The 24474-nt window shown below is 55.7% G+C and carries 30 protein-coding genes and 1 tRNA gene; 12 read left to right on the top strand and 19 right to left on the bottom strand.

Features of this window, described 5'->3' with window-relative positions:
• Positions 1-44 precede the first annotated feature (44 nt).
• On the top strand, positions 45-1307 hold the full coding sequence (locus A3L12_RS05670; protein WP_088882718.1) for a radical SAM protein: 1263 nt from the start codon (positions 45-47) through the stop codon (positions 1305-1307).
• Positions 1308-1310: 3 nt separating this feature from the next.
• Here the strand turns inward: A3L12_RS05670 and wecB are convergent, their stop codons facing one another.
• Genes wecB through A3L12_RS08305 form a run of 3 tightly spaced genes read right to left on the bottom strand, consistent with a single transcriptional unit; the run spans position 1311 to position 3927 of the window.
• Positions 1311-2444 carry a non-hydrolyzing UDP-N-acetylglucosamine 2-epimerase gene (gene wecB / locus A3L12_RS05665; RefSeq protein WP_088882717.1) on the bottom strand — a complete coding sequence of 378 codons (1134 nt, stop codon included), beginning with the start codon at positions 2442-2444 and terminating at the stop codon, positions 1311-1313.
• On the bottom strand, positions 2441-3727 hold the full coding sequence (locus tag A3L12_RS05660; RefSeq protein ID WP_088882716.1) for a UDP-N-acetyl-D-mannosamine dehydrogenase: 1287 nt from the start codon (positions 3725-3727) through the stop codon (positions 2441-2443). Before A3L12_RS05660 ends, wecB begins: the two co-directional genes overlap by 4 nt.
• On the bottom strand, positions 3724-3927 hold the full coding sequence (locus tag A3L12_RS08305; RefSeq protein ID WP_157726706.1) for a hypothetical protein: 204 nt from the start codon (positions 3925-3927) through the stop codon (positions 3724-3726). The genes A3L12_RS05660 and A3L12_RS08305 overlap by 4 nt, the downstream gene beginning before the upstream one ends.
• Positions 3928-4012: 85 nt before the next feature.
• Between A3L12_RS08305 and A3L12_RS05655 the strand changes: the two genes are divergently transcribed.
• Positions 4013-5137, top strand: coding sequence for a DUF354 domain-containing protein (locus tag A3L12_RS05655; RefSeq protein WP_088882715.1), 1125 nt, complete (start codon positions 4013-4015; stop codon positions 5135-5137).
• Here A3L12_RS05655 and A3L12_RS05650 read toward each other — a convergent pair.
• Positions 5078-5644, bottom strand: coding sequence for a stage II sporulation protein M (locus A3L12_RS05650; RefSeq protein WP_232462872.1), 567 nt, complete (start codon positions 5642-5644; stop codon positions 5078-5080). The genes A3L12_RS05655 and A3L12_RS05650 overlap by 60 nt on opposite strands.
• A gap of 11 nt (positions 5645-5655) precedes the next feature.
• Positions 5656-5940, bottom strand: coding sequence for a lipoate protein ligase C-terminal domain-containing protein (locus A3L12_RS05645; RefSeq protein ID WP_198300030.1), 285 nt, complete (start codon positions 5938-5940; stop codon positions 5656-5658).
• A gap of 63 nt (positions 5941-6003) precedes the next feature.
• On the opposite strand from A3L12_RS05645, the gene A3L12_RS05640 reads away from it, so the two are divergent.
• Positions 6004-7908, top strand: a complete 1905-nt coding sequence (locus A3L12_RS05640; protein WP_088882712.1) for an arginine--tRNA ligase — start codon at positions 6004-6006, stop codon at positions 7906-7908.
• 26 nt (positions 7909-7934) lie between these two features.
• Here A3L12_RS05640 and prf1 read toward each other — a convergent pair whose 3' ends face one another.
• The 3 genes from prf1 to A3L12_RS05625 all read right to left on the bottom strand — a co-directional run bounded on the left by prf1 (position 7935) and on the right by A3L12_RS05625 (position 10114).
• Positions 7935-9182 carry a peptide chain release factor aRF-1 gene (gene prf1, locus A3L12_RS05635; RefSeq protein WP_088882711.1) on the bottom strand — a complete coding sequence of 416 codons (1248 nt, stop codon included), beginning with the start codon at positions 9180-9182 and terminating at the stop codon, positions 7935-7937.
• Between the two features lie 74 nt (positions 9183-9256).
• Positions 9257-9496 carry a pro-sigmaK processing inhibitor BofA family protein gene (locus tag A3L12_RS05630; RefSeq protein ID WP_088882710.1) on the bottom strand — a complete coding sequence of 80 codons (240 nt, stop codon included), beginning with the start codon at positions 9494-9496 and terminating at the stop codon, positions 9257-9259.
• A 9-nt stretch (positions 9497-9505) separates the two neighbouring features.
• Positions 9506-10114 (bottom strand): hypothetical protein, encoded by a 609-nt coding sequence (locus A3L12_RS05625; RefSeq protein ID WP_232462871.1) that lies wholly within the window; start codon positions 10112-10114, stop codon positions 9506-9508.
• Positions 10115-10258: 144 nt separating this feature from the next.
• On the opposite strand from A3L12_RS05625, the gene A3L12_RS05620 reads away from it, so the two are divergent.
• Positions 10259-12475: a glycosyltransferase family 39 protein gene (locus A3L12_RS05620; RefSeq protein WP_157726705.1), complete on the top strand. Its 2217-nt coding sequence runs from the start codon at positions 10259-10261 to the stop codon at positions 12473-12475.
• Positions 12476-12478: 3 nt separating this feature from the next.
• Here the strand turns inward: A3L12_RS05620 and A3L12_RS05615 are convergent, their stop codons facing one another.
• Both A3L12_RS05615 and A3L12_RS05610 read right to left on the bottom strand, forming a co-directional pair.
• Entirely contained in the window at positions 12479-12664 is a 186-nt protein-coding gene (locus A3L12_RS05615) for a class III signal peptide-containing protein (RefSeq protein WP_088882707.1), read from the bottom strand.
• A 96-nt stretch (positions 12665-12760) separates the two neighbouring features.
• Positions 12761-12943, bottom strand: coding sequence for a class III signal peptide-containing protein (locus A3L12_RS05610; protein ID WP_088882706.1), 183 nt, complete (start codon positions 12941-12943; stop codon positions 12761-12763).
• A 181-nt stretch (positions 12944-13124) separates the two neighbouring features.
• Here A3L12_RS05610 and A3L12_RS05605 point away from each other — a divergent pair, with 181 nt between their 5' ends.
• Entirely contained in the window at positions 13125-13625 is a 501-nt protein-coding gene (locus tag A3L12_RS05605; protein ID WP_232462870.1) for a hypothetical protein, read from the top strand.
• Here the strand turns inward: A3L12_RS05605 and A3L12_RS05600 are convergent.
• From A3L12_RS05600 to A3L12_RS05590, 3 genes are read right to left on the bottom strand one after another with little or no spacing between them, the layout of a single operon-like run.
• The gene (locus tag A3L12_RS05600; protein ID WP_088882704.1) at positions 13615-14853 is read right to left on the bottom strand and encodes a site-2 protease family protein; all 1239 of its coding nucleotides are present in this window, start codon (positions 14851-14853) and stop codon (positions 13615-13617) included. The two genes, A3L12_RS05605 and A3L12_RS05600, sit on opposite strands and share 11 nt — an antisense overlap.
• Positions 14854-14894: 41 nt before the next feature.
• Positions 14895-15287, bottom strand: coding sequence for a DUF126 domain-containing protein (locus tag A3L12_RS05595; RefSeq protein ID WP_088882703.1), 393 nt, complete (start codon positions 15285-15287; stop codon positions 14895-14897).
• A gap of 9 nt (positions 15288-15296) precedes the next feature.
• Positions 15297-16457, bottom strand: coding sequence for an aconitase X catalytic domain-containing protein (locus A3L12_RS05590; RefSeq protein ID WP_088882702.1), 1161 nt, complete (start codon positions 16455-16457; stop codon positions 15297-15299).
• Positions 16458-16601: 144 nt separating this feature from the next.
• On the opposite strand from A3L12_RS05590, the gene A3L12_RS05585 reads away from it, so the two are divergent.
• From A3L12_RS05585 to A3L12_RS05555, 7 genes are all read left to right on the top strand, one after another.
• A tRNA-Met gene (locus tag A3L12_RS05585) sits at positions 16602-16679 on the top strand.
• Positions 16680-16746: 67 nt separating this feature from the next.
• Positions 16747-17220, top strand: a complete 474-nt coding sequence (locus A3L12_RS05580) for a lamin tail domain-containing protein (RefSeq protein ID WP_088882701.1) — start codon at positions 16747-16749, stop codon at positions 17218-17220.
• An 81-nt stretch (positions 17221-17301) separates the two neighbouring features.
• Positions 17302-17757 carry a 30S ribosomal protein S15 gene (locus A3L12_RS05575; protein ID WP_088882700.1) on the top strand — a complete coding sequence of 152 codons (456 nt, stop codon included), beginning with the start codon at positions 17302-17304 and terminating at the stop codon, positions 17755-17757.
• Between the two features lie 27 nt (positions 17758-17784).
• Entirely contained in the window at positions 17785-19203 is a 1419-nt protein-coding gene (locus A3L12_RS05570; RefSeq protein ID WP_088882699.1) for a DHHA1 domain-containing protein, read from the top strand.
• Entirely contained in the window at positions 19200-19460 is a 261-nt protein-coding gene (locus A3L12_RS05565) for a KEOPS complex subunit Pcc1 (protein ID WP_088882698.1), read from the top strand. The genes A3L12_RS05570 and A3L12_RS05565 overlap by 4 nt, the downstream gene beginning before the upstream one ends.
• Positions 19461-19475: 15 nt before the next feature.
• Positions 19476-20075, top strand: coding sequence for a 30S ribosomal protein S3ae (locus A3L12_RS05560; protein WP_088882697.1), 600 nt, complete (start codon positions 19476-19478; stop codon positions 20073-20075).
• A gap of 36 nt (positions 20076-20111) precedes the next feature.
• Positions 20112-21158, top strand: coding sequence for an SPOUT family RNA methylase (locus tag A3L12_RS05555; RefSeq protein WP_088882696.1), 1047 nt, complete (start codon positions 20112-20114; stop codon positions 21156-21158).
• A 6-nt stretch (positions 21159-21164) separates the two neighbouring features.
• Here A3L12_RS05555 and A3L12_RS05550 read toward each other — a convergent pair whose 3' ends face one another.
• From A3L12_RS05550 to A3L12_RS05525, 6 genes are all read right to left on the bottom strand, one after another.
• Positions 21165-21887 (bottom strand): DUF92 domain-containing protein, encoded by a 723-nt coding sequence (locus tag A3L12_RS05550; RefSeq protein ID WP_088882695.1) that lies wholly within the window; start codon positions 21885-21887, stop codon positions 21165-21167.
• Between the two features lie 69 nt (positions 21888-21956).
• On the bottom strand, positions 21957-22406 hold the full coding sequence (locus A3L12_RS05545) for an Lrp/AsnC family transcriptional regulator (RefSeq protein ID WP_088882694.1): 450 nt from the start codon (positions 22404-22406) through the stop codon (positions 21957-21959).
• An 86-nt stretch (positions 22407-22492) separates the two neighbouring features.
• Entirely contained in the window at positions 22493-22801 is a 309-nt protein-coding gene (locus A3L12_RS05540) for a MazG nucleotide pyrophosphohydrolase domain-containing protein (RefSeq protein WP_088882693.1), read from the bottom strand.
• A gap of 1 nt (position 22802) precedes the next feature.
• Positions 22803-23180: a metalloregulator ArsR/SmtB family transcription factor gene (locus A3L12_RS05535; protein ID WP_088882692.1), complete on the bottom strand. Its 378-nt coding sequence runs from the start codon at positions 23178-23180 to the stop codon at positions 22803-22805.
• A gap of 68 nt (positions 23181-23248) precedes the next feature.
• Positions 23249-23620, bottom strand: coding sequence for a Mov34/MPN/PAD-1 family protein (locus A3L12_RS05530; RefSeq protein ID WP_088882691.1), 372 nt, complete (start codon positions 23618-23620; stop codon positions 23249-23251).
• Between the two features lie 9 nt (positions 23621-23629).
• Complete coding sequence (locus tag A3L12_RS05525) at positions 23630-24430, bottom strand: DUF2666 family protein (protein ID WP_088882690.1); 801 nt, start codon at positions 24428-24430, stop codon at positions 23630-23632.
• Between the last annotated feature and the right edge of the window lie 44 nt (positions 24431-24474).

The raw sequence follows: 24474 nt of genomic DNA, 5'->3' as shown, positions 1-24474 counted from the left end.
TATCCATAGGCGGCTTTTTTAAGCTCCGTGGGAAACGGGCGAACATGATCGAGATCAGGCTCCCCCACGCGCGCTTCGAAGACGGGGGCGAGAACATCAGACTGATCTGGAGGGGTACCCTTTACGCGGAATTCGAAAAAAGGGAACTCCGACGGATCATCAAAAGGAAGTACCGCACAGAACCCGAGGTAACCGCCAAAAACGGCGCACTGCTCATAGACGACGACCGCTCCGGCCTCGAAAAGTACATCGCCATCTACATTCAGAACAACCTCGGGAGGGTCCTGAGGAACCGTTACACCGGCAGGAGGGTTATCTACATCCACGAGGGGATGGAAGTCCCTCTCCTCGGATACAACGCCTTCGGGCTGATAGACAGGGGGACCAATCTGATTCAGGTCAGGGGAGCCAGCGGCTGCAACCTCAGCTGCATCTTCTGCTCCGTCGACGAAGGGCCCTACTCGAGGACGAGAAGGCTCGATTACGTTGTTGACATCGACTACCTGACGAAGTGGTTCAACCGTGTGGCCGAAATCAAGGGAAAGAAATTGGAAGCGCACATCGACGGTCAGGGCGAACCCCTGATATACCCCTTCAGGGTTGAGCTGGTGGAGAAGCTGAGGGGGAATCCTGCCGTTTCGGTGATATCCATGCAGAGCAACGGGACCATTCTCGACGAGGGGCTCGTTGAGGAGCTGGCGGAGGCGGGACTCGACAGGGTTAACCTCTCGCTCCACTCCCTCGACCCCGAGAAGGCGAGGATGCTCATGGGGATGAAGAGCTACGACCTCGAACACGTTCTCGAGATGGCGGAAGCGCTCGTTAACGCAGGAATAGACGTTCTCATAGCCCCGGTTATAATCTTTGGGATAAACGACGACGAGGCCGAGGCTTTCATCGAGTTTGCGAGAAAGATAGGTGCGGGAAAACGCTGGCCCGCCCTCGGATTTCAGAACTACATCCCCTACAAGTTCGGGAGGAACCCAGCGATAGCCCGGCCCGTTCCCTTCAGGGAGTTCTACGCATGGTTAAGAAGACTGGAGGAGAAGACGGGGATGAAACCCCTCGTTCTGAAGCCGAAGCACTTTGGAATGGAGAGGCGCGAGTTCATCCCCCTTGCCTTCCGGCCCGGTGAGGTGGTCAAGGCTGAGGTGGTCCTTCCCGGCAGGATAGAGGGCGAGATGCTCGCCAGAGCGAGGAACCGTCTCATAGAGGTCATAAACACCGACGCGGAGGTGGGCGAGAGGATACGGGTCAGGATAGTGAGGACGAGGCACGGCATCTACATCGGGACGCCCCTTCCATGAGGCTCAGATGAACCTCGAGCTCCTGACCCTGAGCTCTCCCCTCTCATACAGTTCGAGCAGAATCCCGGCTATCCTCTCGCCGGCCATTCCGTCACCGAAGGGGTTCTTTGAGGAGGCCATTCTTCTGTAGAACTCCCCATCCTCCATGAGCCGCTTCAGATACTTCAGGACGAGCTCCTTCTCGAGGCCCACGAGGACGTTACCACCGGCCTTAACCGTCTCGGGCCTCTCGGTGTTGTAGCGGAGGGTGAGGCACGGCACGTTAAGGATTATGCTCTCCTCCTGTATTCCGCCCGAATCGGTCATCACGGCGAAGGCGTTCTTCTCCAGCCTGAGGAAGTCGAGGTAACCGAGGGGTTCGGTTACGAGGAGCTTCTCGATCGAGCCAACCCTCTCCCAGAGCCCGAACTCCTTCAGCCTATTCCTCGTTCTGGGGTGCATTGGATAGACGGCTCGCATAGGAAGTTCCTCCAGTATGCCCACGAGCCTCTCGAGGTTCTCCCTGCTGTCGGTGTTCTCGGCGCGGTGGGCGGTTACGAGTACGTACTCCCCCGGTTTGAGGCCGAGTCTTTCGAGAACGTCGCTCTTTCTTTCGGCCATCTTCGAGTTCTGCAGAACCGCATCCACGATGGTGTTGCCCACAACGTAAACGTTCCGGGTTACGCCCTCCCTCTCGAGGTTTTTCCTCGCCTCCTCGGTTGGCGGGAAGAGGACCTCGCTGGCGTGATCCGTTAAAATCCTGTTTATCTCCTCGGGCATGGTCCTGTCAAAGCTCCTCAGACCGGCTTCCACGTGGGCAACAGGTATCTTCAGCTTCACGCCCGCCAGAGCACCGGCTAAGACGGTGTTCGTATCCCCCTGAACGAGCACCACGTCGGGTTTTTCCTTCATCAGAACCCTTTCGATCCCTATCATGGCCCTGCCCGTCTGTTCGGCCTGAGTTCCGGAACCCACCTCAAGATGGTAGTCAATCCCATCGAGCTCGAGCTCTTCAAGAAACACCCTGCTCATCTCGTAGTCGTAGTGCTGCCCCGTGTGGATCAGGAGGGGCTTTACAGACCTCTCCTCGAAGGCCCTTACGACGGGTGCGAGCTTGATTATCTCCGGCCTCGTTCCGAAGACGAAGGCCGGTTTCAATACTCACCCCTCCCTATGCCCCTGAAAACGAAGCCCTCCGGCGGTTTCTCTATCAGGTGCCTGCCGTCAACGAGGATCCTCGTCCTCATGAGCTTCCCCAGCTCCTCCCAGTTGAGCTCCCTGAAGGCGTCGTGGTCCGTGGCTATCACAGCCGCATCCGCCCCGTGGAGGGCCTCCTCAACGGTGCCACAGCTCCCGCCCACGAAGGGATCGTACGTCCTTACCTCTTTAACGTCGTCCTTTATTTCGTCCACAAAAGCCAGCGCCGGGGAGTTCCTGACGTCGTCGCTGTTTCCCTTGTAGGCCAGACCGAGGACTGCAACTACGGCCTTCTCGGGTGGAAGGTTAACGGCTTTGAGGGCACTGAAGAGCAGGTCCTTCGCGAGAAGGGGCATGCCGTCGTTTACCTCCCTCGCGAGCCTTATCAGGCCGAAGTCGTCTTTCGCGGGCCAGAGGAGGAGGTGTGGATCCTTCGGCAGGCAGTGCCCTCCGACACCTATTCCCGGCAGGTGGATCCTGACCCTCGGATGGGTGTTGGCCAGCTCTATAGCCTCGAAGACGTTTATGCCGTACTGGTGGGCGAGGTAGGCGAATTCGTTGGCCAGGGCTATGTTCACGTCCCTGAAGGTGTTCTCCATGAGCTTGACGACTTCGCTGACCGTTGAGCTTGTTTTGAACGTCTGACCCTTCACGAAGGAGCGGTAAAGCCTCTCGGCGAGTTCGGCACTTTCGGGGGTTATCCCTCCGAAGATGCGGGAGTTGTAGACGAGTTCCCTGAATATCCTCCCCGGCATCACCCTCTCGGGAGCGTGAACCATGTAGAAGTCCTCGCCGGCTTTGAAGCCCCTTATCTTCTCTATGAGGCTCGCCATCTTAACGGTCGTCAGGGGAGGAACCGTGCTCTCTATCACCACCAGCGAGCCCCTCTTCATGACCCCGGCGACCGTTTTGATGGCACTTTCGAGGTATCCAAGATCCGGGCTTTTGTCCTCATTAAGCGGGGTCTGGACGCATACTATGTAAACGTCCATGTCCCTTATGTCGTCCGGGTTCGAAGTGGCCCGGAGGTTTCCCCTCCTGATGGCCTCTCTGAGGAGGTTCTCTATGTCCGGCTCAACGATGTGGGCCTTTCCGGAGTTTATTTCCTCAACAACCTCCTCCCTTATCTCGTAACCCGTGACCTGAAAACCCGCGTTTGCGAACATTATGGCCGTGGGGAGGCCGATGTAGCCGAGACCGATCACGGCTATCTTCGCCTCTCCCTTCTCTATCCTCTCCATCATTTCACAGCACCCTCTATAGGGGCTCCCCACGGGAATAAAAGCCTTTTCCAGAAAACGGTTTTAGGATCGATTTCCGAAGGGTACGGAGGTTTTAGGCTTTCCAAGAGCCAGACACCAGATTCCAGACCGATAGCCATCTCCCTGCAGGTCATCTCATCGAAAGAAAGCGTTGTAAACGTCTTTTCGCAGTGAAAATCCATCAGAGGACCTTAAAAAGAAGGCTTCAAAACCATTTTCAGGAAACCCTTATATTGGACAGGATTGTCCACTAAATTGGTGAAACTCATGAAGGTATGGATCGACATCACGAACGCCCCTCACGTTCACTTCTTCAAGGGTGTAATCAGGGAGCTGGAGAAGACGGGCCACGAGGTTATAATCACGACGAGGGAGTTCGATGGGTTAACGGGTATTCTGGACATGCTCGGATTCGATTACTACGTTGTTGGAAAGCATGGGGGCGCAACGCTCGAGGGAAAGCTTCTGGCGAGCGCTGAGAGAACCTACAGGCTTTCCAAACTCATAATTGAGGAGAAGCCGGATCTGGCCCTCTACAAGCACTCCGCCGAGGCCCCGAGGGTTGCCTTCGGTCTCCAGATACCGGCCATAGGCTTCGTTGACAACGAGACAGCTATCGGGCAGAACAAGCTCATCCTGCCTTACACCACGCTCCTCCTCTATCCAAAGGCCATAGACGCCTACGAGCTCCTGAAACACGGGGCGGATCCAAACGGAATGCGGCCGGTTAACGGTTTCTCCGAGCTGGCGCACCTCCACTCTTTCGTTCCCGACAGGAAGGTCCTCCGGGAGCTCGGCCTGAAGGCCGGTGAATACCTCGTCATGCGCACCGAACCCGTGAAGGCCAACTACTTCCACGGACCGGAGAAAAGCGTTCTCGAGGACGTTATCCCCCTCCTTCCGGACATGCCGATCGTGCTCTTCCCGAGAACGGCACGGCAGAGAAAACGCTTTGAGCGCTTCGATAACGTTATAATGCCGGAGCGAGCCGTTGACAGCTTGAGCCTTCTCCACTACGCCAGAGTCATGGTAGGTGCAGGCGGAACGATGAACAGGGAAGCGATAGCCCTTGGAACGCCGACGGTCTCAACCTATCCCGGGAAGCTGCTGGCAGTTACGAAATGGCTCGTGGAGAGGGGGCTGGAGTTTCACTCAACGGACCCGCTGAAGGTTGCCGAAACCGTGGAGAAGCTGATCGAAACCAACGGGAGCTATCGCGCCTACCTGAGGAGCATCGTGAGCGGTCTTGAGAACCCCATGGACGTTATCCTGAGGGAGATAGAGAACTACGAGGAGTCCGGAGCCTTCATGACGGTGAAAATGGAAGAAACCTTAGAGACCGGCAACCCGGGGGGTTACGTAGGTCTCAACGGCAGCCGCGACGAGGAGTAGCAGTATCGAGAGCCCCAGAAGCTTTATCGCCCTTTCAGTTCCCCTTATGAACCTTTTCTCGGCCGTTCCTCCCTTCACCGCCTCCCTGTACCAGAGGATTCCCGAGACCCCTGCGAGCGCTATGGCCGGTATCTCGATGATTCCGTGGGGAAGGAGGGCGAGGAGTAACCGAACAAGGGAGAGGCCTTTGCTGTAGTGGGAGAACCCCACGACGAGGCCCACCGCAAAGCCGTTGGTGGCCATTATGAACCATGGCCCCAGACCGAAGAAAAGGCCGGAGATGAACATTAAGAGGGCCACCCGGGAGTTGTTCAGGAAGATCTTAAGGAACATTTCGAAGCCGTAATTCGAGACGGGACCTATCTTCCTGACGATCTCCCGGGCTATCTCATTAACGACCCCGGCAGTAAGCTCCGGGTTTTTGAGGGCGAAGAGGTAGCCGATCAGGGAGGTAACGAGGAACACGGCGAGCAGGTTAACGATGGTCCTCTTGGTGCTGGCCTCCACCCTTGACCACCTCAATCCTTCAGGGCCCTCTTGAGGGCTATCTTGAAGTCCTCAACGTTGACGTAGGGCATCTCCACGTCCATCCTCATGGAGAAGAACTCGTCTATAAGGTGCTCCAGTTCCTCGATTTTTCTCCCTTCAAGCCTTCTTTCGAGCTCCCCGATGGCTTCCTCAGGATGAACGAAGAAATCCCCGGTGATCCTGACGTGTTCAGCCCGTCCATCCCTCTCGTCGAACTCCACCCGTATCAGACCCTTTCTGGCCTTTTGCTCGCCGACGTGGTGCTTCACACCCATCCCCAGAGTAAGTACTCCGGAGAACTTTTTAAAGGTTGGGCCCAACTGGTTGCGGTGGTGTCGATGGGATACGCTGAAGTTAAGGAGAAGGTCAGGCTCATCCTCGAGAAAACCCTGAGGGAAACCCTTGAAGAAGCCGGGAAGGAGTGGAGCGGTGAGATAACCTTCGAAGATACCCCCAGCATCGAACTCGGCGATTTTGGAACCGCCGTTTCCTTCCAACTCGCGAGGGTATTCAGGAGGGCGCCAAAGCTCATAGCGGAGGAGATAGCCGGAAGGATGGAGGGCAGGCTTCCGGAGGAGATATCAAGGGTAACGGCCGTAAACGGTTACCTGAACTTCCACCTGAACTACGCGACCTTCGGCAGGGCCCTCGTGGGGGAGATACTCGAGAAGGGAGATGCCTACGGAGAGAGTAAAGTGGGGGCCGGAAGGAAGGTGATAGTGGAGCACACCTCCGTGAACCCGACCAAACCACTCCACATGGGGCACGCCCGGAACGCGGTTCTGGGAGATACGATGGCGAGGATACTGAGGAAGCTCGGCTACAGGGTTGAGGTTCAGAACTACATAGACGACCTCGGGGTCCAGTTCGCTCAGGTCCTCTGGGGTTACCTGAACCTCGGGGAGGAGGTTGAGAGGATAGAGGCGGAGGTAAGGGAGAAAAACCTCAAGGAAGATTCCATCGATCACGTTCTCGGCCTCCTCTACGTCGAGGTCAACAGGCTGATCGAGGAGAACCCCGGGATTGAGAGGGAAATCCGCGAGCTGATGAAACGGCTCGAGAAGGGTGATGAGGAGGGAAGGGAACTTGCAGAGCGCGTGGTACGGGCCCAGATGATGACCACCCGCCGTATGGCGGTAAGCTACGACCTCCTCAGCTGGGAGAGCGACGTGGTGAGGAGCGGCGTATTCGAGGAAGCCTACAGGCTCATAGAGGCCAGCGAGAACTTCTTCTGGGCCACGGAGGGCAAATACCGGGGAGCCTTCGTTATGGACCTTAGGAAGCTCTTTCCGGAGATGAAGAACCCCTTCCTCGTCCTGAAGAGGAACGACGGAACGGCAACCTACACGGGCAAGGACATAGCCTACCACCTCTGGAAGTTCGGAAAGGTTAACGCCGACATGCTCTACAAACCATGGGATGAAGAAACGTGGACAACCGCTCCGGATGGCGAGAGGATGCCGGGCAGGTTTGGAAACGCCGACGTGGTCATCAACGTCATCGGCGCCGAGCAGAGGCACCCGCAGATGGCCGTGAAGTACGCCCTTCAGCTCCTCGGATTCGAGGAGAGCGCCCGCAACTTCCACCACCTCGCCTACGAACACGTCGTCAGGCCGGAAGGCAGGTTCTCCGGAAGGAAGGGTACGTGGGTCGGCTTCACGGTCGATGAGGTCCTCAACGAGGCCGTTCGCAGGGCCGAGGAGCTCGTGAAGGAGAAGAATCCTTCCCTGAGCGGGGATGAGATGAAGAGGATAGCGGAGGCCGTTGGTGTCGGGGCCGTCCGCTTCAACCTCCTGAAGTACAGCCCCGACAAGGAGATCACCTTCAGGTGGGAAGACGTGCTCAACTTCCAGGGGGAGAGCGCCCCCTACGTTCAGTACGCCCATGCAAGGTGCGCCTCAATACTGCGGAAGGCCCAAGAGACAGGGGTGGAAACGGACAGGGAGACGCTCATGGAGAAGGCGGACTTCTCAAAACTGACAGACCGCGAAAAGGAGCTCATCAAGCTCCTCGCATCCTTCCCGGAGGTGGTGGAGACGGCCGGAAGGGACCTCAAACCCCACCTGATACCGTGGTACGCCAACGAACTCGCCTCGCTCTTCAACAGGTTCTACATGGACCACCCGGTTTTGAAGGCCGGGGAAGGAATAAGGGAGGAGAGGCTACTGCTCGTGCTCGCGGTGAAGGTAACCCTCAGGAACGCACTCGAGCTTCTCGGCATAGAGGCCCCGGAGAGGATGTAATTTCGTCCTTTGAAAAACGGGGAAAATCACTGAATCCTGTACCTCAGGAACGCACCCAGACCTCCGAAGGCCCTGTAGAACTGCTGGCCCTCGTCGGTGTCGAGGGATATTACCTCCACCTCGGCACCGCTCTCCTCCGCCATCTTTATGAGCTCCTCTGCAACGTCCCATTTCTCAAAGCTGATGTTCTGGCTCCCGCATTTGGGGCAGTGAGTGAGCTTTTTCCTGTAAACGTGGAACTCCGCCTCGCTCATGGTCTTCTCCTCCGTCCAGCCACAGTTCTTGCACACCGCCTTAACCCTAACCCTCTCGTAGCCCTCGCTTATCAGCAGGGTTTCGACGGCACCCAGTTCGAGGGCCTTCCTTACCTCCTTCTCACCGTAGGTTATCATGCCCGTGTCCTTCACGAGGTGTTTGAAGAAGTTCTGTATGAGGTGCCTCTCCCTGATGGCCTCGTGATCCCTGAGTATGTCGCTGGCCTTCTCGACGAGCTCTTTGAGACCGTACTCACCGTGGTAGCTTATGTCCACCACGCCTATGATCCTCTTCCTCAGCTCGTGGTGGAGGTAGTCCCCCTCAACGAACTCCTCCTTGGTCGGTCCGGGGCCACCGATGATTATACCCTTCAGCTCGCCCTTCTCAAGGAGGGGGAGAAAAACCTCGTTGGCGTGCTCGCCTATGCGCTTCATGAACTCGTGGGTCTCCTGCTCTCGAATCCTCTCGTAACGCCTCGCGGACTGACCTCCGGCGCGGGTCTTTCCGGGAACGTTGGAGGTCAGATCCTCCACGACCTCTATCCTCTTGCCCCTCAGGAGGCCTATCGTGGCCTCGTTCTTCTCGACGGTTATCAGGCCGTAGGCTTCTTTGACGCGAAGCATCTCCTCAAGGGGCTCGGTTACAAAAGTCTGGTCACATCGATAGAGTCGAACCCTGAGGGGTTCGGGCGGAACTACCGCCCAGAGCCTTATATCGCTCACACCCTCCTGCTCGCTGACGTTTCCAACGAAGAGTGCGAGACCGTTTGGAGGCGTTTGTTTGTAGAGCTTCAGATGCTGCATCGCCCTCTCCAGAGCTCCAAGGACGTTCTTTCGGGTGGACTTGGACTTTATGTTCTGGGCCGTTCCGTACTCCTCCCTGAGCTGCTGCATAACCTTGTTTATGTCGTAGCCATCGGGAATGTAAAGGCTCACCAGTTCGGTCGCACGACCTCGATAACCCTTCAGCTCCTCAACCTTCTTCTTAAGTTCATACATCTCAGCGGATCTGTGGGACATGATCATCACCATCCAAAATTCCTCGCTCCAGAAGGGGCTCGGGGGGAAGCTTATAAAGATTTAGCCGGGAGAAGCTAAAGCCACGAGAGCAGTAGCAGAAGAACAACTCCAGCAACTCCACCCACGGCCACTATGAGGATGTTCAGAGGGGTGTACTCAACGTGCGCTATTCCAACGGTGTTGATAGCCCACAGGAGCAGGAGACCCACGATGGCGTTGGTTATTAGGTACTTCAGGACGGCCAGCGTCAGTTTGATGACGATGTAGAGGGCCACAAGGATAAAAAGGAACAGGAACAAAAGCTCGCCAATCATTGAAATCCCTCAGGAAAGCTTTTCTAAGGTCTCTCTGGCTATGTCCCCAAGGGGGACCCACTTGTAACCCTCGAGGGGCAGTATGACCCTGTCCTCCACGTTAACGAACTCCTCAACGTGGCTTCTCAACTCTTTGATTTCCTCATCGTTGAGGAACGCTTTAGCCTCTTTGCCCAGCCTTCCGATGAGCACCAGTACAAAGCCCTTCGTGTGCTTATCTCCCTCCATGAGGTCCTCCATCAGCGTCTTTAGGGCGGAATCCTTCAGTCTTACCAGCTCCTCCGGGAACCTCCGGGTGAGTTCGTAGGAGAGCATCATGGCATTTTCCCTTACGTATGGGTTTCTGCTCTCCGTCAGTTCGAAAGCTCTGGCAAAGATCTCCCCCAGATAGGGTTTGATGGCCCCTTCCTCCTGCTTGAGCACCGTTGCGATGAGGACCAGGGCATCTCCCCGAACGCCCGGAACCGGGTCGTCGAGGAGTTCTATCAGGGCTTTTATGGTTTTCCCGTCCTTTAGGGCCATCGATACGACCTCGTCGAAGCGGTCATCTTCGATAAGTTTTTTGATCCTGCTCTTCTTCGAGCCGAAGGGTAAGAAAGCCATTTCCACCACCGGCATTTCCTATGGTATCCCCATATGTCTTAGAGGTTAAAGCTTTTCCGCTGGTTTACGACAAAAACTTAAAAAGATTCCCCGAACCGATAGGGGGAAGGGCATTTGAAAGCCGGGGAACTTAAATTCAATCGAAAAGCCCTGACGTTCATGATCCTGATATCCGCCTATTACCTATTCACCCGACTCCACGGAATTGCCGGACATATGAACGAGTACTTCGATTACGATGAGGGGACGTATCTCCTGATCGCCCGCCTTATAAACCACGGATACCTGCCCTACAGGGACATATTCGCTGTTCATCCTCCCCTCTTTTACTACCTGCTCGCCCTGTGGCTTAGAATCTTCGGGGATAGCTATATCGTGGGCAGATTGTTCTCCGTTTTTCTGGGTTTTCTGTCTTTGATAGTCGCCTATTATGTGGGTAAGGAAGTCAGAGACTGGAAGCTGGGGATTGCGTTTTCTGGACTGCTCGCAATGGATCCCCTTTTGATCCATGTGAACCCTCTGGTTTTTCACGAAACTTCAATTGAGCTGTTTACACTGCTCTCCCTCTATCATTTCGTTAGATACGCCAAAGGGCGGAACCTCAAACATGCCTACGTCTCCCTTTTCTGGGCAGGGCTGGGAAGCACGTCGAAGTTCACGATAATCCCCTACCTCCTGGCTCTCTATCTGGTGGTTGTCCTGTCGCTGGATGAAAAAACGTGGGGATACCTGAAGGGAACGGTGGATGTGCTGTTAAACAGAACTCAGGTGTTCATAGCGATCGTCACCTACCTTTTTATGACGCTCCTGTGCATAGCTGCCGTTATGCTCCATCCGGCAAAACTCCTCCGGGAGATAATGGTAGTGCCGGGAATCCACGCCACAACTCTTAAGGGACACATAATTCCAGTGATGATCCTTTTAACCTTCTGGGCCCTCCTGACCATCTGCATATTCAGGCTCAGCTATTTTGGAAAGTTCCTTGAAACGCTGAGAGTTCTCTTTAAAAATCTAAAAACAGAACTCAAGCTCGCCCTCTTTGCCCTTATCCCCAAGGCAACCGTGGAGGGGTTCCTTGGGGTGGCGGTTAGCAGGGATTACCTATCCCAGACCTACGTTTCGCAGGGAGGAAGGTTCCTGCCGTTCTTAAATCTGTTTTACTATATGGGGAAAAAATTCGGGGATATTCGTGCTTCCAGACCCGAATTCCTCGTGTACGATGTTCCCCTGATGGTTCTGCTTGCTCTCGTGGTTTTGGCGGTGATGAAGAACTCCCCCAGGAGGGACCATGGCGCCGGAGATGCCCTCAAAATTCTCTTCATGATGAACTTTTTCGTTTACTTTTTCGTCTCTCCAATAATACCCACTCCAAGGTTTCTGTACCCGATGACCCTCGTTTTATACCTCCTCCTGCTGGACTTCCTCCTTAGTTTAAGGGTATCGAGAAGGGAAGCTGCCGTGGCGGTTCTCATATCGCTGGTCTTTCTTTCAGTGGCGGATTTTGGAATGATCTACAGGTTCCCTTCGGGAACCCTTAAACTTGGCTGGGCCACAAAGACAAAGACCCTCAGGGACGATCTGGGCGATTACATCGAAACGAAAGGAACGGGTGAGGCCGTATATTATTCCGTTAATCCCATGAACGCTTACTACCTGAATCTGACCGTGGACCCGTGGCATGTTGACACCTTCGGTCTGATACTTTTGAAGGGCACCGATGGAAGGGATATGATTGAAAATGTCAGGGGATCCGGTGATTACGCAATCCTGAGCACGTGGGTTTATGAAGCGTGGACTTCATCTTTGCTCCGGGGGAATTTGAGGTATATCTTTTCCTTTTTGCATGCCAACACTACTCTGGAGTACGCGGATTCCTACGATTCCGGCGACGTTATAGAGGTTTACGACCTAAAAAGAAACGCACAGGGGGGGCTTTCTTTCTCTGCATACAATGGAAAAATTGCGATATGGACAAACGGGAGCATAGCCGCTTACATCAACCTCAAAAAGGAAGGAGAGGAATTCAGCCACAGAACGAGGATAATGCGCGTGAAAAACGGGACCTACAGGGTGATCCAGTACTCAAACGAGGGTAGCGTTGAATTCCTCGTGGACACCTCGAACGATGGCCTTTTGTTGGACATACCCGATGGAAACAGTCTGGAAATCGAATTCAAAGGAAGTTTCGTGGCATTCTATGATGCCAGCGGGAGTTTTAATCCCGTAGGGAATGAAGAGGAAACCGTGAACCGGCTGAGGATTTTCACGGATACCTGCGAGCTGGAAATTCTGGGAGAAAGATTCCTCGCTAAAAAAACTTCCAGAAAACGGCTTGAGATCGGGGGAGAGAGGTTGAAACTGAGGCCGGGGAGGTGAAGCCTACCGGTCCCCAATGCTCTCTATCCCTTTCGAAACGTTCTTCTCCAGAGAACCCTGAAGTTCCCCTCCCTTCCTGATGGTCCCGAACCTTGGGTCAAAGAACCTCCATACGAATATTAGAATCATAATTATCGCAAGGGTTATCATAAAAAGGTATTCAAGCGATGCCTGAGCGTTCCGTCCCATGGAAATCCCACCATAGATTAAGAAAAAACAGAGAATTGGGAGTCAATCCCTATTGAGCTCCCAAACCCCCTGGATATCTGATTCTTGGCCTCGGAGTTAACCGTTGGTGCTGGTTATCTGTTCCTGAAGCTCGCCGGAGATCTTGTTCTCGGCTTGACCGGCCAGTTCACTTGCGCTTTTGCCCCTGCCCTGGAGCTGCCTGACCACGATCAAAACTATCACCAGCGCTGCAGCGATCATGAACAGGTACTCGATGGCACCCTGTGCTTTCCTCTTCATTCACATCACCTCCAGGAGGTTGTCTTCATGGGATGAAACTCTGAAAAAGCTTATATATCTTTCTACCCAAATATGAGGGGTGTAATCCCAATATTGTGAAAACCTCAGAGGTGGTAACGTGGAATTGCTTGCCCTTCAATGCGAATCCGCCAGCATTGAGGATTGTTTAAAAGATATCGCAATGAAATCAAGGACCCTCCTGTCATCGAGGTACGGGACTATAAAATCATCAAAAATCCGCCTGACCTTTGGGGCTTTTATGAACCTGACGGTAACCGTCCTGATAGACCAATCGACCGACGCCGTGAAAGGCCTTCTCGCGGAGTACCACCATGGAAAGAGCAGGGAGGATGCGATTCAAAAGGCGCTGGAAAAGATCAACTTAAAGCTTCCCTCCGGAGCGAAGGTCGTGGACTTCGAGGTTGGAACCTATACAACGCCCGTGACGAGGCGAACTTACGCCGTTGGAATCGTCCTCTACAACGCCCCCCCTCAGGTGAAATCCCTGGAAGATTACACGATAAAGGAGCGCAGGAAGCTTCTGAGCGATGTCCTGCGGAAGTTCAACTACAACCCGAGGGTCCTCAACATCTCGGAGGTGGCCCGGACGTTCGGCGTCTCAAGGGACTCCATATACTACGACATAGAGCAGATACTAAAGGAGAAGAGAACTACCCCGTAGCCCAGAGCGGCCTCGGTGTGGCCGAGACAAGGAAGATCACAACGGAGAGTATCACGAGCAGAAGCCTCCCCTTTGAAACGGGAGAGACCTCGTCCAGAGGCCCGGGGTTGCCGAAGGAACCCATCAGGAGGACCAACATGCCCCATATAAGCCAGCCGGCCCAGAGGTAGCTCATTCCAAGAAGGACGAAGCCGACGGCCATTGTGAGGTACCTGTGCGTTCTCTCGTCGAGGAAGGAGCGGGCGATGTGGCCGCCGTCCAGCTGGGCCACCGGGATCAGGTTGAGGAACGTCACCAGAATCCCAACCCATCCGGCTATGGCGACCGGGTGGAGGAAGATGTCAGCGTTCTGCGGGAGCTTAAGGACGTACTCTTCAAGGAACACGAAGAGCAGGTTTGTACCGAAGACGATGGAACCACCCGGGGCCTGAGAGAGGGTACCTGAGGGAACCACAACGGAAAGCCTGAGCCCGATCACGGTAACCGGAATCGCCACGAGGAAACCTGCTATCGGACCGCTGACCCCGAGGTCTATGGCGGCGTTTCTCGTTGGCAGGGGAGACTTAACCCTTATGACGGCCCCCAGCGTCCCCAGTATGTTCGGGAAGGGTATGAAGTAGGGCATCGTGGCCTTAACGCCATGATAGGCCGCCGCTATCTTGTGGCCGAGCTCGTGGGTCCCGATTATGGCCAGTAAAGCTACGGAGAAGGCCACGGCGTTCAGGTAGGGGTCCCTGACCCCCGGAAGGCCGTAGGTGTTCAGAAAATCGACGTAGCCCAGCGAGAGGTAGTAACCTGCAAGGAACGTCGTAAGGATCGTGGCCATCAGAAAAACCAGAGGGAGCCAGATTTTTTCTTCCTTCACCTCCTGAGCGGGGAAGACGAAGAGCAGCACATTATCATTCCGTTTTTTAAGGGCGGCCCAGTAGCCGATTTTCTCAAGCTCGCCGAGAACCCTCTCGAAGTCCCGCTCGAGGATCTCGCGAACCTCGAAGACGAGGAGGTTGCCCTCGACCCGGTTCAGCTCGAGATCGTAGAACTCCCTCAGCTTTTCCTCAAGGTCCTTAGGAGTTGAGGGTCCGCTCTGCCCTTTCCCGGACTCCCCGGCAAGGCCCACGAGGACCATGTCACCCCCACAGCGGGGGCAGGCTTTCTCGAGCACCGGCTCTGAGGAATCGAAAAGCTCCCTGTGGCCGCAGTCGACGCACTCGTAGATGCCCTTCGGCATTTTTCACACTCCCATCCGGAGAGGGGGAGAGACCTTAAAAATCATTCCCCCACATCCACCAGTCCGTCGTCGGCATCCACGCGGGCGCGTTTTCCGGTTTTGAGCTTTGAGACGTCAACCCCATCGATCGTCGGTATTCCGGCTATTATGGCCCCGGTTGCCACGATGGTTTCAGCCTCCCCGACTATGAGGGCCTCCGGCGCCTTTCCGTTTTTCTTCAGGGCGTAGATGACGTAAGAACCCACTGTTGAACCCTTACCTCTGGGAAAGGCGAGTATCTTCCCGGCTATGCTCTGACCCTTTATGTCGCTCTCCGCGTCGGTCACGATCCCCGTTTCCGGATCGACACCGCCGAGGAAGGAGAGGGGCTTACGGGACACCAGAAGTTCTCCCTCGGCCTTTCCGCCTACTATCTTCCTGCCCCTGAGTCGCATAACATCACCTCACGGAGCCTCTTTAATCAGGTTCTCCACGTCGTCGAGCCTCACGTTCAACCCGAAGGAACGGAAGTAAAAGGCCGACTTTCCGCTGTTGGTGGCCACTCCGCTGTACCACTCCTTCACGGGGGAAACCACGAGGCAGGAATCGGGAAGTATCCTCCCGTTGTAGCGTTCTATGACCTCGCTGTACCCGAGGGCATCGGCGAGCGCCTTCACGGCCCTGCTTGCGGTGATGAAAAGGGGTATCCTGAGAGGCCTTCCGCGCATCCTGAGGAGTTCGGCCACCTCTTTTATCTCGAGAAGGGAAGCGTGGGGGCAGCCGACGAGGATCACATCTATCCCGCTCCAGTCATCACTGAAAGCCTCCCTGACGGCCCTGATGTCTGACTCCTCAACGGTTACCCTCTCGAGTTTATCCGTTATGGCGCTCCCGTACTCGGGGGTTTCGCCCTCCACGTGGTAGAGGGCTATGGAGCCGCTGGCGGCCATGGAAGCGCCCATCTCCTTGAGGTACTCCGTAAGCTCCGGCTTCAGGCCCCTGATGTAGGGAACGTCGTTGCCGAGGGTTCTGCCGAGGTGGTAGCCCAGAGCGGCGTAATCCACGAAGCCCCTGAGAGGGGCATCAACCTCGACAACAACGGTCGCCTTCCTGTTCTCATCGAGGTGGAGGCCGTAGTTCGGGGTTTTGCCGACTATGGCAGAGGCAAGACTCGAGGGACCGCCCTCCCGGTTTGTTCTGGCCCCGAGAATCGAGTTGGCGAATATCACAGCCGAACTCTCGCTCCACGCGATGTGATCGCCGAACTTTGGAAGGTTGGCCCCGTAGTAGGGGGTGCAGGTCGAGGTAACCTCCACGCCCATCCTTCTGTAGAGCTCGAGCACCTCCCTCTGCTTCTCCATAAAGGCGTCATCACCCACGCCAGCCGGATTTAAGGTGGTGTAAACGCTCACCCTGGCCCCCGCTTCGGCAAAATCCCGCAAGAACTCTACACCCGCATCTCCGATGTTCTTGTAGGAAACCCCGGCTATCTGGGCGCTCTTTATGGGAATCAACCTATCGGCACCGTAAATGTCACCGAGAGCGACGAGAATCTCCATCGCCTTCTGAAGGGCGTAGCCGTACTCACCGGCCAGGATGAGTTCCTCCTCTCTCGTCAGATGCATATCCTCACCCGATAACATAGGGAAGGAATCCCTTATAAGTTATCGCCATCCCGCTGGATTCGAAGGCGGATTGCCTAATCCTTCCGGCCAGAAGCTCGGTAGCACAAAATTTATAAACCCTCCCCTTAACCAATCGATGGAAGCAGCGGGGTGGGGCAGCTAGGAGTGCCCGCCGGGCTCATAACCCGGAGGTCGGAGGTTCAAATCCTCCCCCCGCTACCAGCATTCTCCCGGTCGTTAATGGGAAACGTTTTTTTAGGATGCTGTTGATACGTAAACGGGGATAAGTATGTCCCCCGTTCGGGCCCAATCGTCCATAGACTACCTGTTCATGATCGTGGTATTGATCGTGATGGTCCTCTCCACGATATACACCATAAGGGAGATCCTCCTTACGGTTCCTGAAACTCAGGGAGTGATCATATCCTACGTGATGTACAATCCACCCGGTAGCGATGTAGAGGGAGAATACGTCCTTATAACCAACAGGGGCATCGTGGAAGTTGACATGAGCGGGTGGCAGCTGAAGGACGAGAAGAACCATGCCTACACCTTTCCCCCGGGCTTTGTCCTGAAGGCCGGTGCGAGCGTTAGGGTGCACACGGGTTCCGGGGGGGACAACTCCACGGACCTCTACTGGGGATGGAACCAGGCGGTCTGGAACAACGACGGGGACACGGCCTACCTCTACGATGCCGGCGGGAAACTCGTTGACAAATGCAGCTGGACCGGAAAGGAAGGCGGTGCCGTTAGCTGCCACTGACGGCAAACTTTTTAAACTCCTCCCTTCAGGCTGATGCGAGGGGCGGCCGGCGGGAGCTGGCCGTCACCCGGAGGTGATGGTATGGCAAGGATACACGCGAGAAAGAGGGGTAAATCAGGTTCTAAGAAGCCACCGAGGACCGCTCCGCCGACTTGGGTTGAGTACACGGCGGAGGAGGTCGAGGGGCTCGTTGTAAAGCTCAGGAAGGAAGGTTACAGCGCCGCCATGATAGGGACCATCCTCAGGGACCAGTACGGAATCCCGAGCGTCAGGCTCATCACAGGCAAGAAGATAACCAAGATCCTTGAGGAGAACGGCCTCGCGCCCCAGATACCCGAGGACCTCATGGCCCTGATCAGGAAGGCCGTCAACCTGAGGAAGCACCTCGAGATGCACCCGAAGGACACGCACTCGAGGAGGGGTCTGCAGCTCACCGAGAGCAAGATCCGGCGTCTGGTTAAGTACTACCGCAGAACCGGAAAACTGCCGGCCAAGTGGCGCTACGATCCGGAGAAGGCCAAACTCCTGGTCCGCTGATTCCTTTCTTTCTTATAAGGTGATAAAATGGACCGGGGCGCCTTCTTGGAAAGGGTTCGAGATGGAGCAGAGCTAATAAGGATGCACGTTGAGTTAGGCCACACTATAAGGATGGTCTCCCACCGGGACGCGGACGGCATAACCGCCGGTGCGATTCTCGCCAGAGCGATCGCCCGGGAGGGCGGTAGCTTTCAGCTCAGCATAGTCAAACAGCTCAGCGAGGACATCCTGAAGGGCCTCGCATCCGAGAAGCGGGAGATATACGTCTTTACCGACCTCGGAAGCGGTTCCATGGAGCTCATAGATGAGTACCTTGACTTCGCCACCGTCGTGGTTGCCGACCACCACCCCCCGGAGAAGGAGGATCTATCCGGAGATTCCCACGTGCTCGTGAACCCCGTTCCCTTCGGGGCCAACAGCGTCAGGGACCTCAGCGGGTCGGGCGTTGCCTACTTCGTTGCCAAGGAGATCGACGGGAGGAACAGGGATCTGGCCTACACCGCTATCGTAGGTGCCGTCGGGGACATGCAGGAGATAGACGGGACATTCCACGGACTCAACGTGGACATCATCGAAGACGGAAAAAAAGCCGGAGTCCTCGAGGTCAGAAAGGAGCTCCGCCTCTTCGGAAGGGAGAGCAGGCCGCTTTTCCAGATGCTGGCCTACGCCACCAACCCCGAACTCCCGGGGATAACGGGCGACGAGAGGAATGCCATCGAGTTTCTAAGGTCCAAGGGCTTCGATCCTGACGTGAAGTACTGGCAGCTCCGCGAGGAGAAGAAGAGGAAACTCCACGATGCCCTCGTGATACACCTCATAAAACACGGCGCTCCCAAGGAAGCCATAGACAGGCTCATTGGAGACGTCGTGGTGAGCCCCCTCTACCCCGAGGGGGATCCGAGGCACGAGGCGAGAGAGTTCGCAACCCTTTTAAACGCCACCGGGAGGCTCAACGCCGGAACGCTGGGAGTTGCGGTCTGCATGGGCGATGAAAACGCTTACAAACGGGCCCGGGAGATGCTGGAAGACTACAGGCGGGAGCAGATGGAGGCCAGAAAATTCATCATCCGCAACTGGAACATGGCGAGCGAAGGGGAGCACGCCTACGTTTTCTACGCCGGCAAAAACATAAAGGACACCCTCGTCGGGATCGCCGCAAACATGGCCATAAACTCCGGCCTCGCCGATCCCGGGAAGCCGGTTGTCGTGATTGCCGACAGCGAGGAGGATCCGGGACTCGTGAAGGGATCAGCCAGAACCACCGAAAAGGCCCTGAAAAAGGGGTACCACCTCGGAGAGGCCCTCAGAAAAGTCGCCGAAAAGCTGGGAGGAGAAGGTGGCGGGCACGCCATAGCCGCGGGGATCCGCTTCCCCAGAGGAAAGATCGACGAGTTCATAAGGCTGTTCAACGAGATCCTTGGGGAACAGGAGGGGGGGAAGGGATGAAGGTTGAGGCAACCGCCGAGATAGTCTGGAACTACGGCGATGAGGCGAGGGCAAAATCCATAGCGGGGGCGCTGGAAGTTGACAACGAAAACCTTCCGGAGGGGCTTAAGAAAAGTTTAAATGTCTCAACCCGATGGGAAGATGGAAGGGTTATAACAAAGGTTAAATACTCGGGTGAGATTGAGACACTCGTCAAAGCGCTCGATGATTTGGTGTTTTCAATCAAAATCGCCGAAGATGTTACCGAAAAGGTATGAACTGGAGGTGTGAAGATGGCAAAGGGTAACCCAAGGAAAAGGGCTGTCACCAAGGATAAGTGGAAGATGAAGGAGTGGTACGTTGTTTACGCTCCTGACTTCTTCGGGAGCAAGGAGATAGGCCTCACCCCGGCAGACGAGCCCGAAAAGGTCATCGGTCGCGTTATAGAGACCACCCTTAGGGATCTCACGGGCGATTTCACGAAGGGCCAGGTCAAGCTCTACTTCCAGGTACACGACGTTAAGGGAGGAAACGCCTACACGAAGTTTAAGGGGCACACCCTTGCAAGGAGCTACATCCGCTCGCTCGTGAGGAGGAGAACCACGAGGATCGACGGGATCTTCAACGTCACCACCAAGGACGGCTACAGGCTCCGCGTCATGGGCATGGTCATTGCCTACAGGAGGATACAGACCAGTCAGGAGAAGGCGATAAGGAAGATCATCCAGGACATCATCTACAGGAAGGCGGAGGAGCTGAACTACAGGGACTTCGTCCTCGAGGCCGTGAGCGGGAAGATGGCCGCGGAGATAGCCAAGGAGGCCAGAAAGATATACCCGATCAAGAGGGCTGAGATCAGGAAGATAAAGGTTCTCGCCGAGCCCGAGATGTGAGGGCTCCTTCCCTTCAACATTCTTACGGGGACTTACATGAAGTTCATAGTCAAAACCCAGCGTGGACTGGAGGGAGTAGCGGCCGGGTACATCCGGGAGACCCTGCCCGACGCCGAAGTCTGGGCGTCGCCGATGGGCTACTCCGGGCTCGTTATAGTGGAGAGTGAAGACGGAAACGCCGCTGAAAGGATACTCGAGATCCCCGAGGTGGAGAGGGCCATACCGGTTCTGGTCGAGGTCCCCGCGGAACTTGAGGCCATAGTTGACACCGCCGGGAAGATAGCCCCCCTCATAAAGGAGGAAGAGACCTTCGCAGTCAGGACCAAGCGCAGGGGAAAGCACGACTTCAGCAGCGTGGACGTTAACAGGGAGCTCGGTGCGAGGATAAGGGAGCTGACGAATTCCGACGTGAACCTCAGCTGGCCGGACAGGGTCGTTCAGGTTGAGATAATCGGCGACAGAGCTTACGTATCCCTCCTCCCGGGAGAGGAGTTCAGGAAGTTTACCCCGGGGAAAATAGACGCCAGAAAGCTCTTTCAAAAGGTCGTCCTCGTTCAGATGCCCTACTGGGGCGATTACCGGGCATGCAGGAGCTTTGGAGAGAAGATAGGAAGGGCTGCACAGGCCTTCGAGGTTAAGGAGTTAATAATCGCCCCCAAGGAGAAGATGGACGCTTTTGAGCTTGCGGAGTTTCTGAAAGGCGTGAAAATCGGTCAGGAGAGCAGGCATAGGATACAGAGTGAGGCCTATCCGTGGAAGGTTGAGAAGGTCCCGGTCAGCCTGTGGGACCTCTATCAGGTCGTCCGCGATAAAAGAAGGAAGAAGAGGTTGCTCATAATCACGGACCCCAAGGGGCCGACGCTCGCCGGGGTCAAGGATGAGCTCGCGAGGGATCTCTTCCACTCGAAGGAGGTTGTCATCTTCATCGGTTCCAGAGAGGGAATCCCAAGGGGCCTTTTCAGGTTCGCCGATTACGTCGTTGATCTGGCACCGTACATGACGTTCGCCACTGAACACGGCATTCCGGCGGCACTCGTATCCCTGTGGGAGGTTTACGAAGAGTACCTCCGGAAGAAGCCCTGAACCCCGTCATCGGATCAAAGCCATCAGGTAGAAAAGGCCCCCACCGAGGAAACCGCCGAAGAGGCTCGCGAGGAAGTTCGTAGAGGCGTTGTTGGTTATTCCCTCGTTCTCAAGGGTGGCACCTATAAGGCTGTCCAGATTCACGCCTATGAACCCCCCGAGGGTTACCGACAGCAGCATTGCGATCTTTTCAGAGGTGAGGGGAAGGGCCAGGAAGGCTATCACGAGCGAACCGGCGAGGGCGAAGAGCTCCCCGGCCCATGAAACCGCCCCGTTGGTTCCCGGTTTTACGGGTTTGAGGGTTGTTATGAGTCTGGGGTTCTTTCCAAAGACCTTGCCAAGCTCGCTCGCAAGCGTATCCCCGTTAACCGTGGCTATGGCCGCAAAACTCGCCGCCCAGAAGACGTCCATTCTGGAGAAGTACTCGAAGACGAGGAAGATCACCGCCGCGAGGCCGTTGCCGATAACGTTTTCCCAGCCACGCACTCCCCCCTTGCTTTGAGCAACGCCCAGCCGGGCCTTCTCTCCGAACCTGTACCTCGTGGCGAGAACGCCCAGAACCATGAACGTCAGCAGGGCCACAAAGGGATAAACTCCACCCAGTTCCATAACCGCGAACCCGAGAAGCGCCGCCCCAATCGTACCCCGGGCATCGAGGGCCCCCAGCCTGTGGGCAAAGAGGCCGAGCACCGTGACGGTCGCTGCTTCCATCGCCAGTCTCTCGAACATTCCTGCCACCTGAAAACCCATGGGTATAGCATTTATTAGCCTTTCGTCGTCCGGCTAAGAAGTAAAGAATCAGAGGGTCTCAAACTTGACGATATCGGTCACGAAGGTCACGTCGAGCCTGTCCACACCCGGTATCTTCCGGGAAACCGCTTCTATAATCTTCTCGAGCTTCTTCATATCCTTGGGTCCGATGATGTGGACGACGAGGTTGTGCGAGCCGATGGCCCGTTCAACGATCTTAACGTTTTCGTCCTCGACGAGAACTGGAATAACCTCATCCACGCCAACGGACGGTTTGAGGGTCACCCCGAGGATAACGTGAACGTAGCCGAGGGCATCGTAATCGGGTATCATGGTGTACTTCCTGATTATACCGCTCTTCTCCAGACGTTCCATCCTCCGCGATATCCTCTGCCTCGTGGTGTCGAGAAGCTCTGCGAGCTCCTTGTAGGTAAGGCGGGCGTTTCCAGAGAGAAGCTTCAAAATCTTCACGTCAATCTCCTTTATTTTATCCGCCATGCTCCCACTCCCCCGAAAGTGTGGTAAAAGTTGGGAGACCGATTATAAAAATGTTTCGATAATTTGCAGGATTTCCAATTACCTGGTTATTCCCCCCGCTTATTCCGGGCCCACCGGGCCATGTCCCTCTTCCGGTACTTTTCGATGCTTCCCTTAAGTGCCCCGACGAGGTCTATTCCGTAGTGGTTGGCCATGCAGGCGAGGGCGAACATAACGTCGCCGAATTCCTCCTCGAGCCTCTTCCTGTTACCGGTCCCCTTGACCCCCTCAACCTTCAGGATCTCTTCAGATAGCTCCCCCAGTTCCTCCACGAGGGCGGCGAGCATCTCAAAAGGCTCCCAGTAGCCCCCAAATTCTTCTATAAGTTCATCAACCTGCCTCTGGAGTTCGTTCATGTTACACCAGCTCCGAGCTCACTCTGGAGAGGTACTCCCTCAGGATTTCGGTGTCGGTCCTGTAGAAGCGCATCTTACCTTCCCTGCGCTCCTTCAACAGTCCAAGGGACTTAAGGATACGCAAGTGGTGGCTTATCAGGGTCTGATCCCGCTTCAGTATCGTGGCTATGAGGCACACGCAGAGCCATCCCTCCTTAAGGAGCTTGAGTATCCTCAGCCTCAGGGGGTTCGAGAGGGCCTTCAGAAACTCCATGACGTCCCCATCTATTGAGACATCGACCTCCCCCTCGAGATCGATGAGGGCTCCGGTTTCCGCGAGGTGGCTTAACCTCTCCCTCTGCTTCGGATCCAGCCCGTCAAGGAAGTCCTTAACCTTCATCCTCAACCACCGTCCGGGAGTAACAACTACCTTTAAATTCATATGAACGCTTTTAACACTTTTCCGTCTCAGTCCACGATTTCTATGGGAAGCTCCCTCCCATCGCTTCCGTACGCCCTAACGCTCTCCTCCACGAAGGGGTAGGCGATTATCAGGTGAACCCCTCCGAACTTCGAAAAGAAGCTCAGATCCGCTCCCGACGGACGGGGATTCGGTCCGGGATGGGAATGGACCGTTCCCTTCACGCTCTCGTCGTGGGGCAACATCCACGGGTTGAAGAAGGCGGACCCCCTGCCGAAGTGGGGATCCGGAGCTATGAGGACCTCCTCGAATACCCCGTCCCGTTCCCTCAGGAAACCTGCGAATTCGTTGGGATAGAAGTCGCGGGCGAGCTCCAGCAGGTAATCCATGAGCTCCCGCCTGATCCTGACCCTTTCCATGTTCCTCCCTCATTTCTTCTCCAGATACTTCTCAAGGCTCTTCGCTGGAACATCCAGGGGCAACCCGATCTTTTCGAGGGCAGTTCTAAGGGCGTAGATCCTTGCATGCTCCTCAAAACCCGCGGGGGCGTAATTCCTCGCCTGAAAGTGCCTGTACTTTTCAATAACCGCCGGTATCTCCCCCTTCTTCACCTTCCTGTATTCGCCGAACCACCGCTCTATTCCCCCGGTGTCTATTCCAGCGTAGGTGGGCAGTTTGAGGGTGATGCTCTCGTTTATGCTCGCGAGGACCCTCGCAACGTCCTCCATTGGGGTCTTCTCGTCGATGATGATCCTCCTGACGGCCCTCCACTTCGTTTTTCCCTGCGTGTGGAACGCCACGAAGTTGACGTGGTCCTCCGCGTAGGGGAAGACGATCTCAACCCCCTCCAGAGGCCCCTCCGGATAATCCAGGGGCACCTTCCCGGAGAGCGTTTCCCTGACGAGAACCGCTCTGGCAACCGTGACGAGATGCTTCTTGAGCTTTTTGTCCTCCTCAAAAACAAGTCTGCCGAGCTTTGTCGAGGTTCCCCGGGATTTAAGGGCAACAATAGCATCGCTCAGTTCCTTTCTCCTGAGCTCCTCGGCGAGGCTCATTATTCCGCTGACGTTCATTATGCCCGTGAGGTACTCGGGTATCTTCGGGTTAATGGTGTTGGCGATGCCCGCTATGAAGTGGGCCACCTTCTCGTCCTCCATATCGATGAGCCTGTGGGCCACCTTCCAGTTCCCGTGACGTGCGGTAAACACGATCTGATCCCGGATCTTCATCTTCCCCACCGGAGTTCCTGTGCGCGAGGTTGTATTTTAGCTTT

Origin of the sequence: Thermococcus sp. P6 (genome assembly GCF_002214525.1) — an archaeon.
In the GTDB taxonomy this organism is placed as follows: Archaea; Methanobacteriota_B; Thermococci; order Thermococcales; family Thermococcaceae; genus Thermococcus.
Note: the sequence above shows the minus strand (reverse complement) of the source record. Positions and strands in the feature narration are given on the sequence as shown.

What these genes read in the sequence shown, in the direction of transcription:
- A3L12_RS05670 (WP_088882718.1), top strand. Translation starts at nt 45, where the DNA reads ATGATCGAGATCAGGCTCCCCCACGCGCGCTTCGAAGACGGGGGCGAG.
- A3L12_RS05660 (WP_088882716.1), bottom strand. Translation starts at nt 3,727, where the DNA reads ATGATGGAGAGGATAGAGAAGGGAGAGGCGAAGATAGCCGTGATCGGT.
- A3L12_RS08305 (WP_157726706.1), bottom strand. Translation starts at nt 3,927, where the DNA reads ATGGATTTTCACTGCGAAAAGACGTTTACAACGCTTTCTTTCGATGAG.
- A3L12_RS05655 (WP_088882715.1), top strand. Translation starts at nt 4,013, where the DNA reads ATGAAGGTATGGATCGACATCACGAACGCCCCTCACGTTCACTTCTTC.
- A3L12_RS05645 (WP_198300030.1), bottom strand. Translation starts at nt 5,940, where the DNA reads ATGGGTGTGAAGCACCACGTCGGCGAGCAAAAGGCCAGAAAGGGTCTG.
- A3L12_RS05640 (WP_088882712.1), top strand. Translation starts at nt 6,004, where the DNA reads ATGGGATACGCTGAAGTTAAGGAGAAGGTCAGGCTCATCCTCGAGAAA.
- prf1 (WP_088882711.1), bottom strand. Translation starts at nt 9,182, where the DNA reads ATGTCCCACAGATCCGCTGAGATGTATGAACTTAAGAAGAAGGTTGAG.
- A3L12_RS05630 (WP_088882710.1), bottom strand. Translation starts at nt 9,496, where the DNA reads ATGATTGGCGAGCTTTTGTTCCTGTTCCTTTTTATCCTTGTGGCCCTC.
- A3L12_RS05625 (WP_232462871.1), bottom strand. Translation starts at nt 10,114, where the DNA reads ATGCCGGTGGTGGAAATGGCTTTCTTACCCTTCGGCTCGAAGAAGAGC.
- A3L12_RS05620 (WP_157726705.1), top strand. Translation starts at nt 10,259, where the DNA reads ATGATCCTGATATCCGCCTATTACCTATTCACCCGACTCCACGGAATT.
- A3L12_RS05615 (WP_088882707.1), bottom strand. Translation starts at nt 12,664, where the DNA reads ATGGGACGGAACGCTCAGGCATCGCTTGAATACCTTTTTATGATAACC.
- A3L12_RS05610 (WP_088882706.1), bottom strand. Translation starts at nt 12,943, where the DNA reads ATGAAGAGGAAAGCACAGGGTGCCATCGAGTACCTGTTCATGATCGCT.
- A3L12_RS05605 (WP_232462870.1), top strand. Translation starts at nt 13,125, where the DNA reads ATGAAATCAAGGACCCTCCTGTCATCGAGGTACGGGACTATAAAATCA.
- A3L12_RS05600 (WP_088882704.1), bottom strand. Translation starts at nt 14,853, where the DNA reads ATGCCGAAGGGCATCTACGAGTGCGTCGACTGCGGCCACAGGGAGCTT.
- A3L12_RS05595 (WP_088882703.1), bottom strand. Translation starts at nt 15,287, where the DNA reads ATGCGACTCAGGGGCAGGAAGATAGTAGGCGGAAAGGCCGAGGGAGAA.
- A3L12_RS05590 (WP_088882702.1), bottom strand. Translation starts at nt 16,457, where the DNA reads ATGCATCTGACGAGAGAGGAGGAACTCATCCTGGCCGGTGAGTACGGC.
- A3L12_RS05580 (WP_088882701.1), top strand. Translation starts at nt 16,747, where the DNA reads ATGTCCCCCGTTCGGGCCCAATCGTCCATAGACTACCTGTTCATGATC.
- A3L12_RS05575 (WP_088882700.1), top strand. Translation starts at nt 17,302, where the DNA reads ATGGCAAGGATACACGCGAGAAAGAGGGGTAAATCAGGTTCTAAGAAG.
- A3L12_RS05570 (WP_088882699.1), top strand. Translation starts at nt 17,785, where the DNA reads ATGGACCGGGGCGCCTTCTTGGAAAGGGTTCGAGATGGAGCAGAGCTA.
- A3L12_RS05565 (WP_088882698.1), top strand. Translation starts at nt 19,200, where the DNA reads ATGAAGGTTGAGGCAACCGCCGAGATAGTCTGGAACTACGGCGATGAG.
- A3L12_RS05560 (WP_088882697.1), top strand. Translation starts at nt 19,476, where the DNA reads ATGGCAAAGGGTAACCCAAGGAAAAGGGCTGTCACCAAGGATAAGTGG.
- A3L12_RS05555 (WP_088882696.1), top strand. Translation starts at nt 20,112, where the DNA reads ATGAAGTTCATAGTCAAAACCCAGCGTGGACTGGAGGGAGTAGCGGCC.
- A3L12_RS05550 (WP_088882695.1), bottom strand. Translation starts at nt 21,887, where the DNA reads ATGTTCGAGAGACTGGCGATGGAAGCAGCGACCGTCACGGTGCTCGGC.
- A3L12_RS05545 (WP_088882694.1), bottom strand. Translation starts at nt 22,406, where the DNA reads ATGGCGGATAAAATAAAGGAGATTGACGTGAAGATTTTGAAGCTTCTC.
- A3L12_RS05540 (WP_088882693.1), bottom strand. Translation starts at nt 22,801, where the DNA reads ATGAACGAACTCCAGAGGCAGGTTGATGAACTTATAGAAGAATTTGGG.
- A3L12_RS05535 (WP_088882692.1), bottom strand. Translation starts at nt 23,180, where the DNA reads ATGAAGGTTAAGGACTTCCTTGACGGGCTGGATCCGAAGCAGAGGGAG.
- A3L12_RS05530 (WP_088882691.1), bottom strand. Translation starts at nt 23,620, where the DNA reads ATGGAAAGGGTCAGGATCAGGCGGGAGCTCATGGATTACCTGCTGGAG.
- A3L12_RS05525 (WP_088882690.1), bottom strand. Translation starts at nt 24,430, where the DNA reads ATGAAGATCCGGGATCAGATCGTGTTTACCGCACGTCACGGGAACTGG.